We start from the raw sequence: 10,190 nt of genomic DNA on the forward strand, positions 1-10,190 counted from the left end.
ATGATTCAGCCACTAAAATAAATAATTTAAGGATACCGTTCCGTAATAATTTACAGGAAGTCCGGGATAATAATATCTTGGAGATGAAGTCCCGACAGGAAGTGCATTTGGTAATATTAAAGAAGCATATTTTTCGTTGGTCACATTATTAACTCCAAAAGCTAAATTAGAACTTAGATTATGAAGAATTTCAAAACGATAACCTGTTTTTAAGTTTACAATATTATAAGAATCTGAAAAAGCTGTATTCGAATCGTTCATCGGAATCTCATCTACAAATTGATAATCGGCATTTAAATAAATTCCAAAATGTGTATTTAAAACCAGTCCCGCATTGACTTTGTTTGCAGGAACTCCGGTTAATTTGTTTCCGGAATAATCATTTCCACTATCAACGAATTCCTGAAATTCATATTTTCCGATTGATGTTCCAACATAAGAATTCAGATTGAAAATCCGATTAATTTGCCAATTGTGTTTCAACGTAATTTCAATTCCTTCATGCAATGTTTTTCCCGCGTTTACACCTTCATATTGATCATCGCCAATTCTTTTGGCAACCAATAAATCTTTAATTTCCATTCGGTACAAAACAATTTCTGTATAAAGATTTTTGTTGAAGAAATAGAATTTCCCGCCCAATTCAAAATTATAGCCGTTTTCAGGTTTAATATCCGGATTGATGGTTCCATTGCTCGTCAAAGTTTCTTCGGTTGCTGGTAATGAAAATCCACGACTTGCTGAAAAATAGATGGTTTGTTGTTGATTTGGTTTGAATAATAAAGAAAGCTGTGGGGAAAAAATGCCGTCATAACTGTATTTTTCAGTTGAAGTTTTTTGCGGAAGAAGGTTCGTTAGTTCAAAATGCGTTTCATTATAATTTAAACCAAATTGAACTTCGAATTTTTCAGAAAGCAACGATCTGATTTGCGAAAAAATATTATAAAAATGTCTTTTCTGATCGCTTTCAGTCAATTGATTTCCTTGTAAACTGCCTTGTCCGTTATTTTGTTTGTATAGATTTTCAAAGGTATTTCCGTTGTAATTGTCTGTAAAATATTCCATTCCCAAAATGAATTGATTCTTCAATTTTCCAATTTCGAAATTTCCTGAAAATTGCGTTCTCGCGCCCGTCGCAAAAGTATATTGTCGCAAAACATCAAAAGGTCGCGGTTCGTTGCTGTCTTTATAATTGATAAAAACAGAAGTTGAGTTACTCAGGTTGTCATTAATTTTAAAATCATAAGCCAGTCCTGCCAGAGTCGATTTATATTCTTTAAATCCTTTTGAAGCCACCCAGGTTGCTGCACCCAATTGCGGATTTGAATCATAAACTTCTTTACTAATAGAACTCGGAATAAAACCTTTTAAATAAGTATAATTAGTGAAATAAGTAAGTTTACTGTTTTGTCTTCTGAATAATTCTCCCGCGAGTGTAATTCCTTCACGCTTATAAGAACTGTTTTCACGCCAGCCATCAGATTTCAGATTATGATAACTAAAATTCAGGCTTGAATTTTTTTCATCGAGACTATAATTCAAACTGTTTTTCAATAATCCAAACGAACCAAATACAGAACTTACAGCTGCAGTTTGTCCATTATTTTTTGAAAGCTGCGGTGAGATCAAAATCGCTCCGCCTAACCCTGCTCCGTAGATACTCGAAAGCGGTCCTTTAATAATCTCAATCTGGTTCAGGTTTTCTAAATCAATATCATCAATCACCGTTTCGCTGTTTCCGGAAGTCAGCGGAATACTGCCGTAAAAAGCCCTGATTTTATTTGTTCCATAAGGCGTTCTGGCTCCAATTCCGCGAATCGAAATTCGGGTTGTGGTAAAGTTTGAAGACTGCATAAAAACACCCGGAATCGTATTTACCACATTCGTAATATCAGTAGCGTTATTTTGTATCAGCTCTTTTTTAGATAAAATGCCAATAGAAGCCGGCGCATTTTGGAGGCTGTCATTAATATGTAAGGAACTGATAATAACTTCTTCGAGTTTTTCCGGTTTAGCAGTAGTAATAGATTTGCTTTTTTCTTCCTGCGCAAAAGTGTTTTGTAAAATCATTATAGACAGAAGAAAAAAGCAATATTTTTTTAAGAGCATAAAGAAACAATTTAGTTTTAGAGTTTAAATTTTAAACACATAGAAACATAGTTTTGGATTGTCTATAAAGGCGTTTCACTTGCTAAAAGACACATAGCTATGTGTTTTAAAACTAGTGAAATGCCTTTTTAAGTTCCCGTAATACGATGTTTCTATGTGTTTAAAAATTAGCGTAAAGTTTGGAATTTAGAATTTATCCCGATAGTTATGAGATTGGAATTTTACTTGTTAGCAGTTACTTTCCAAATCGTATTCCCGCTATCATCATTTACCAAAAGCGATCCGTCATTCATAACGGTAACCGCTACCGGACGACCATAAACTTCCGCTTTGTCTGTATCTGAAATAAATCCGGTTAAAAAATCTTCCGGTTTTCCGGATGGTTTTCCGTCTTTAAAAGGAACAAACAGCACTTTATAGCCGGAAATTACAGAACGATTCCAGGAACCGTGCTGTCCTACGAAAGCTCCGTTTTTATATTTTGCCGGAAAAGCATTTTTTGTATAAAAAGCCAATCCCAAAGAGGCAGTATGTGCACCAACCGGAACATCAGGAACAATTGCTTTTTCGACTAAGTCTTTTCGCTCGCCTTTTAATCTTGGATCAGGAATATTTCCAAAATAAGAATACGGCCATCCGTAAAAGCCACCTCTTTTTACACTTGTAATATAATCCGGAACCAGGTCATCGCCCAGCTCGTCGCGCTCATTAACTGCGGTCCAGAGTTCTTTTTTATTGGCTGGATTCCAGTCCATTCCCATTGGGTTTCTAAGGCCTTCAGCATAAATTTTCTCACCGGTTCCGTCAGGATTGATTTCTAAAATCGCAGCGCGTCGAATTTCTTTATCCATTCCATTTTCTCCAACATTGCTTCCTGAACCCACGCCAATATAAATTTTTGTTCCTTCAGGGTTGGCAAGCAGGCTTCTGGTCCAGTGGTTGTTATAACCGCCAGCAGGAAGTTCAACAATTTTGACTCCCTTGGTTTCTAATTTCAATGGAGCGTTTTTATAAGGATAGCGGTAAAGTCCGTCCGTATTGGCAACATAAAAAAAGTCTTTCAGAATAAGCATTCCCAAAGGTCTGTTGAGGTCTTTCAAAAAGACTTCACGGGTTTCAAAAACGCCGTCTTTGTCTTTGTCACGCAAAATTATAATTTGGTTTTTGCTTGTTCTTGTGCCGCTTTCAACAACAAAAATGTCATTGTTTGGACCGATGTAAGACCAACGCGGATTCTCAAATCCGTCAGCAAATTTTGTAACCGTAAAACCTTCAGGTGCTTTTGGTGTTTTTCCTTCCGGCCAGCCTATTACTTTACTGTTTTTAGATTTAGATTCTGTTGCGTAGGGCGGAGGAAGTGTAATATTTCCAATAGCAGTTTTTACAACATTGCCCGGCTGTTTTGCCAGAGCTTCTTTTTCTTCTTTTTTAACCTGGCCATTGCAGGCTGTTATTATAGTTAATAAGGATACAGATAATAATTGTATGGTAATTTTCATGGTGATTTTGATTAAATATTTGTCAAACAACAATTTAATGATTCTGAAAGAGTTGCACTAAACCGTTTGGGAATATTAACTGATATTTAACATTCTCAAAAAAGTACTGCTACTATAAAATTTTGATACTTACACTTTGGTAGTAATTCTGTATCTTTGTCCATTATTTTAAAGAACAAAAATAATGATACAACTTCACGATAAACAATTTGTTCCGTTTATTTCGGCTAAAGAAATTGATTTCGCTTTATCCAAAATAGTGGCACAGGTAGAAGATGATTTTGGAGATGATACGCCCATTTTTGTTGGTGTTTTGAATGGCGCATTTATGGTTGTCGCTGATTTTCTGAAAAAATATAAAAGTCCCTGCGAAGTTTCATTCATAAAAATGGCGTCGTATGAAGGAACAGAAAGTACAAATTCGGTTAAGGAATTAATCGGAATCAATCAGGATCTTTCAGGAAGAACGGTTGTCATTATCGAAGATATTATCGACACAGGAAACACAATCGAAGAATTAAAACATAAGTTTAAGGAGCAAAATGTAAAGCATTTTAAAATTGCAACTTTGTTCTTTAAGCCGGAAGCTTATAAAAAAGACATCAAAATTGATTATGTGGGAATCAGAATTCCAAACAAATTCATTGTGGGCTATGGTCTTGACTATGATGGTTTAGGAAGAAATTTACCCGAAATCTATAAGCTTGCCGAGTAGATTTAAGCATTTAAAGATTAAAAAATTAAAAAATAACATAACTACATTAACAACACGATTAGAGAATTTCAAATTATTTAAGATTACAAAAATCTTTCAATTTTAAATCTTTTAATCATTAAATTACTTTTATGATTAACATTGTTTTATTTGGAAAGCCGGGAGCAGGAAAAGGAACTCAGGCAGAATTTTTAAAAGAAAAATACAATTTAACACACCTTTCGACAGGAGATATTTTTCGTTTCAATTTAAAAAATGATACTGAACTAGGTAAAAAAGCAAGAGTTTTTATGGACAATGGAGAATTGGTTCCTTGCGAAGTAACAACAGCAATGTTAATTGATGAAGTAAAGAAACACCCTGATACAGCAGGATTTTTGTTCGATGGTTATCCAAGAACAATCAACCAGGCAGAGGCTTTAGATAAATTTTTGCCAACAATTGGGTCTAGTGTGACAGCAACAATCGCTTTAGAAGCTGATGACGAAATTTTGGTAGCACGTTTGCTTGAAAGAGGAAAAACAAGCGGAAGAGCTGATGATCAGGACGAAGAAAAAATTCGTGTAAGATATCAGGAATACAACGAAAAAACAGCTCCGCTAATTGGATATTATAAAGAGCAAAATAAATTTCATGCTGTAAACGGTATCGGAACAATTGAAGAAATTACAGAAAGATTAACGTCAGTTATAGATAATTTGTAGAAGCTTTTCCAGCTGTACGTTACAAGTCCTCGCTAAAAAAACTATTTTTCCAAACCATAAAACGAGCTTCCGCCGGTCGCTGTTTTCTGGCAGGAAAAATTAGTTTTTTAGCTCCGGGCTTTTCTCTTCCATCTGGGCTATAACACGATCAGGGTTACAAATTACATTAACGACTATTATATAACGAACAAGCCACAAATTGGAAATACTAATAATATTTTTTCTAATACTACTAAACGGAGTTTTCTCGATGTCAGAAATTGCATTGATTTCGGCTAGAAAAAACAGACTGGAAACTGCTGCAAAAAAAGGAAATAAAAGCGCTAAAACAGCACTCGACTTAGCCAATTCCCCAAACAAATTTTTATCAACCGTACAAATCGGGATCACCTTAATCGGAATTTTGACGGGTATTTATTCAGGGGATAAAATCACAATGGATGTCGAAACCTTTGTTAGCGGATTCGAAGTTTTAAAACCTTACGCGCATTCAGTTGCCGTTGGAATTGTGGTTGTTGTTTTAACTTTTTTCTCATTGGTTTTAGGGGAATTACTGCCAAAACGAATTGGTTTAAATTATCCGGAATCTATTGCCAAAATGGTCGCTATGCCAATGAAAGTGATTTCGATTATCACGGCACCGTTTATCTGGCTGCTTACCTCTTCAACAGATTTTTTATTGAATGTTTTTCAGATAAAACCAACTGCTGACGGAAAAGTTACGGAGGAAGAAATTAAAGCCATCATCAAAGAAGGAACTGAAGTAGGTGAAGTTCAGGAAATTGAGCAGGACATTGTGGAGCGTGTTTTTCACATTGGAGACCGTAAAGTAAGCTCTCTTATGACGCACCGTAAGTCAGTAGACATGCTTCCTTTAAAAGAAGATAAAGCTAAAGTTAAAGAGCTGGTTGTTCAGGATTTGCATGCAGTTTATCCGGTTTACAATGATAATTATGATGATATTGTTGGGGTTGTAACCTTAAAAAATATTTTTGCCAATATCGAAAAAGATAATTTTGATCTGGCTACTATAATGACGGATGCACCTTATTTGATGGAACAAACCACTGCTTACAAGGCGCTGGAGAATTTCAAAAAAACAGGCGTTCATTATGCATTAGTTTCAGATGAATATGGCATTTTTCAGGGAATGATTACGCTGAACGATATTCTTGAAGCGCTGGTTGGTGACGCATCTGAATTTTACAAAGACGAATTTCAGCTTATAGAAAGAGAAGACGGTTCATGGCTGGTAGACGGACATTATTCATTACACGATTTCTTAACGTATTTCGAATTAGACGAATTAACAAACGATTACGAAGTAAACACCGTAAGTGGAATGATTATGACTGAGCTATCACATATTCCAAAAGAAGGAGAAAAGCTAATTTGGCAAAAATTTATATTAGAAGTTGTCGATATGGACGGTGTGAAGATTGATAAAGTGCTTGTGAAAGCATTAAAAGAGTAGAGAGAATTTTGTTTCAAGTTTAAAATGTTTCAAGTTTCAGGTTAGCGTACTGCATAACTTGAAACTTGGAACCTGAAACCTGAAACTACAGATAAACAAGAAAAAATGACAGAAGGAAATTTTGTAGATTACGTTAAGATATATGTCTCTTCCGGAAAAGGAGGAAAAGGATCTACGCATTTACATAGGGAGAAATTTATTGAAAAAGGAGGACCGGACGGAGGTGACGGTGGTCGTGGTGGACACGTATATTTAGTGGGAAATAAAGGTCTTTGGACACTATTTCATTTAAAATTTGCCCGTCACATTAAAGCAGGACACGGTGGAGACGGAGGAGGAGACCGTAGTACAGGTGCTGATGGAGATGATAAAATTATAGAAGTGCCGTTGGGAACTGTTGTAAAAGACAAAGAAACCGGAGAAACACTTTTCGAGGTTACTGAACACGGCGAAAAAAGGATTCTGGCAAAAGGAGGAAAAGGAGGTTTAGGAAACTGGCATTTTAGAAGTTCAACAAACCAAACGCCTCGTTACGCGCAGCCGGGTTTACCTGGTTTAGAAATGGACGTAATTCTGGAACTGAAAGTTTTGGCCGATGTTGGATTGGTAGGTTTTCCAAATGCAGGAAAATCAACTTTACTTTCTGTATTGACTTCGGCAAAACCAAAAATTGCCGATTATCCGTTTACGACTTTAAAACCAAACTTAGGAATCGTAGCTTACAGGGATTTTCAGTCTTTTGTAATTGCTGATATTCCGGGAATTATTGAAGGTGCTGCAGAAGGAAAAGGTTTAGGGCATTATTTCCTGCGTCATATTGAGCGTAACTCAACGTTACTGTTTTTAGTTCCTGTAGATACGCCGGATATTAAAGCGGAATATGATATTCTGGTTAATGAATTAACCAAATACAATCCTGAAATGCTGGACAAAGAACGTCTTTTGGTAATCTCAAAATGCGATATGCTGGACGATGAACTGAAAGCAGAATTGAAAGCAGAGCTAGACGTTTCGTTTAAAGATGTTCCGTATATGTTTATTTCATCTGTCGCTCAACAAGGTTTGACAGATTTGAAAGACAAACTTTGGAAGATGCTTAATGAATAATAAAATACTGAAATTTTTCAAAAGGTGTTCTGTACTGCAGGACACCTTTTGTTTTTAATAAAATGTTAAATCCGCAAAAAAGTAATAAAAAGAGACGGTTGAATTTAATTTTCAATGTAAATTGAGTGTTATGATTGTGAAAATGAATTATCTTCGCAAGACTTAAACAAAATAACATGAAAAAAATAATTTTATTCTTGACGATGTGTCTTATGGCTTTTCCCGTAAGAGCTGATGAAGGAATGTGGTTCTTAATGTTTATTGAAAGACTGAACCATAGGGATATGCAGAAAATGGGCTTGCAATTGACAGCCGAAGAAATTTACAGCATTAATCACCACAGTTTAAAAGATGCTATTGTGCAGTTTAACGGAGGATGTACTGCTGAAATCGTTTCTAAAAACGGTTTAGTTTTAACCAATCACCACTGTGGTTACGACGCGATTGCCGAGCTTTCAACTGCAGAGCAAAACTATTTAAAAGATGGTTTCTGGGCAAAAGAAAAAAGTGCCGAGATGAAACCAAAATCGTTATACGTTCGTTTCTTCGTACGTATGGACGATGTTTCAAAAAGAATTTTGTCAAAAGTAAATCCTACAATGACAGAGACCGAAAGAAATAAAATCATTCAGCAGGAAATTGCTTTGATCGAAAAAGAAAACAACGAAGGCGGAAAATACACTGTTTCTGTTCGTCCTTTCTTTCAGGGGAATGAATATTATTATTTCGTTTATCAGGATTATACAGATGTTCGTTTAGTGGGTACGCCTCCTGAAAGTGTTGGTAAATTTGGTGGCGACACAGACAACTGGGAATGGCCTCGTCAGACAGGAGATTTCTCAATGTTCAGAGTGTATGCTGACAAAGATGGTAATCCTGCAGCATATTCTAAAGACAATGTGCCTTTACAGCCAAAACATTATCTTCCGGTAAGTATCAAAGGTGTAAAAGAAAATGATTTTGCCATGATTTTAGGTTATCCGGGAAGAACAAACCGCTGGATGCCGGCCGGAGGAATCGAACAAAATATAAAATATGCTTATCCTGCCTGGGTTGAAGGTGCTAAAACCGGAATGGATCAAATGAAAAAGTATATGGATAAGGATGCAACTGTTCGTTTACAATATGCTTCAAAGTATGCTTCGACTGCCAATTACTGGAAAAACCGTCAGGGTATGATTGACGCCTTGACAAAAGCAGGAACAGTAGACATAAAAGCAGCTCAGGAAGATAAATTCTACGAATGGGCAAGTAAACCAGCTAATAAAGAAAAGTACGAAAATGTTATTCCAACAATTAATGATTATTACAGAGAAACAAATTTAAAAGCGACTCACGATAATTACCTGATTCAGCTTTTGCGTACTTCAGCGTATGCAACCGGACCTGCCAATTTAGGAAATGCATTAATAGCATACTCTAAAGAAAATGACGCTAAAAAAGCAGAAATGCTGCCGAAAATCAACGCGATGGTTGAAGATATCTACGGTGAATTTTATGCTCCGTTAGAAAAAGATGTATTAACGGCACAATTAAATTTATATGCTGCAAAAGGAGCTGAATATGGTTTGGCACCACAAATTGCTAAAATGAAAGCGGCTAATAACGGTGACTTTACTGCTGATATAGCAAAAGCAACTGAAACAAGTTTTTTTACTTCTAAAGAAAAAATTTTAGAATACTTAGCAAGTCCAAAACCGGCGGCTCTTCCACTTGATCCTTTGTATATTATCTCTACTGATTTACTGACAAAATATCGTACTAAAACAGATGATCAGGCAAAAGCTGATGACGGATTTGCTACTGCTTACCGTGTATTAGTTGAAGGTTTAAGAGAATCAAAATTAAATGCAGTAAAATATCCGGATGCAAACTCTACTTTGAGATTAACTTACGGAAAAGTTCGTGCTTTGCCTGCAGATCCTCGTAATGATGCTAAGATCAACAATTATACTACCATGGAGAGTATGGTGAAAAAGTATAAAGCAGGAGATCAGGAATTTGACTTACCGGCTCGTTTGTTAGAGTTGAACAAAGCAAAAGATTACGGACAATATGCTGATAAAGCTGGTTACATGCCAATCAATTTCCTTACGGATAACGATATCACAGGAGGAAACTCTGGTTCACCTGTTCTTAATGGAAAAGGAGAATTAATCGGAATCGCTTTTGACGGAAACATCGAAGCGATGGCTGGAGACGTAATTTTTGACTCTAAATTGCAAAGAACAATCAACGTAGATATTCGTTACGTACTTTGGATTATCGACAAATACGCAGGAGCGAAAAACATTATTGACGAATTGACGATTGCAAAATAGTCTCAATTTAGTTTTAAAAATTAAACCCGACAGATTTCAAATCTGTCGGGTTTTTTATTGGTCTCAGATTCGGGTTTAAAACCCTGCAATTTATTGCAGTACTTTAGTAATGCGAAAAAATCTTTATCTTTAGATTATGAGTGCAGATGTAAGAAAAAGTTCGCATACAGTAAGCCGATTAACATGTCATGTTGTTTGGGTAACCAAGTATAGGTTTAAAGTTTTGAAGGGAGATATTCAAAAGCGTTGCCGTGAACTTTT

Annotated in this window: 8 protein-coding genes; 6 read left to right on the forward strand and 2 right to left on the reverse strand. The window is 35.9% G+C overall.

Annotated features, from left to right (window positions below; genetic code table 11):
- Positions 1–12: 12 nt before the first annotated feature.
- Positions 13–2,109, reverse strand: a complete 2,097-nt coding sequence (locus FLACHUCJ7_RS14425; RefSeq protein WP_180909364.1) for a TonB-dependent receptor — start codon at positions 2,107–2,109, stop codon at positions 13–15.
- Between the two features lie 221 nt (positions 2,110–2,330).
- Positions 2,331–3,608 (reverse strand): PQQ-dependent sugar dehydrogenase, encoded by a 1,278-nt coding sequence (locus FLACHUCJ7_RS14430; protein WP_180909365.1) that lies wholly within the window; start codon positions 3,606–3,608, stop codon positions 2,331–2,333.
- Between the two features lie 184 nt (positions 3,609–3,792).
- Between FLACHUCJ7_RS14430 and hpt the strand changes: the two genes are divergently transcribed.
- The 6 genes from hpt to FLACHUCJ7_RS14460 form a co-directional block, all read left to right on the forward strand.
- Complete coding sequence (gene hpt, locus FLACHUCJ7_RS14435) at positions 3,793–4,323, forward strand: hypoxanthine phosphoribosyltransferase (protein ID WP_031455655.1); 531 nt, start codon at positions 3,793–3,795, stop codon at positions 4,321–4,323.
- A 131-nt stretch (positions 4,324–4,454) separates the two neighbouring features.
- Positions 4,455–5,027 (forward strand): adenylate kinase, encoded by a 573-nt coding sequence (locus tag FLACHUCJ7_RS14440; protein WP_180909366.1) that lies wholly within the window; start codon positions 4,455–4,457, stop codon positions 5,025–5,027.
- 199 nt (positions 5,028–5,226) lie between these two features.
- The gene (locus tag FLACHUCJ7_RS14445) at positions 5,227–6,501 is read left to right on the forward strand and encodes a hemolysin family protein (RefSeq protein ID WP_180909367.1); all 1,275 of its coding nucleotides are present in this window, start codon (positions 5,227–5,229) and stop codon (positions 6,499–6,501) included.
- Positions 6,502–6,606: 105 nt separating this feature from the next.
- Positions 6,607–7,608, forward strand: a complete 1,002-nt coding sequence (gene obgE / locus FLACHUCJ7_RS14450; protein ID WP_078225719.1) for a GTPase ObgE — start codon at positions 6,607–6,609, stop codon at positions 7,606–7,608.
- Positions 7,609–7,784: 176 nt separating this feature from the next.
- A complete protein-coding gene (locus FLACHUCJ7_RS14455; protein ID WP_180909368.1) occupies positions 7,785–9,929 on the forward strand; it encodes a S46 family peptidase in 2,145 nt (714 codons plus the stop codon).
- A gap of 136 nt (positions 9,930–10,065) precedes the next feature.
- On the forward strand, positions 10,066–10,190 hold a 125-nt coding region (locus tag FLACHUCJ7_RS14460; protein ID WP_180909369.1), incomplete at its 3' end, for a transposase.

The organism is Flavobacterium salmonis, from assembly GCF_903819435.1.
Taxonomy (GTDB): Bacteria; Bacteroidota; Bacteroidia; order Flavobacteriales; family Flavobacteriaceae; genus Flavobacterium; species Flavobacterium chungangense.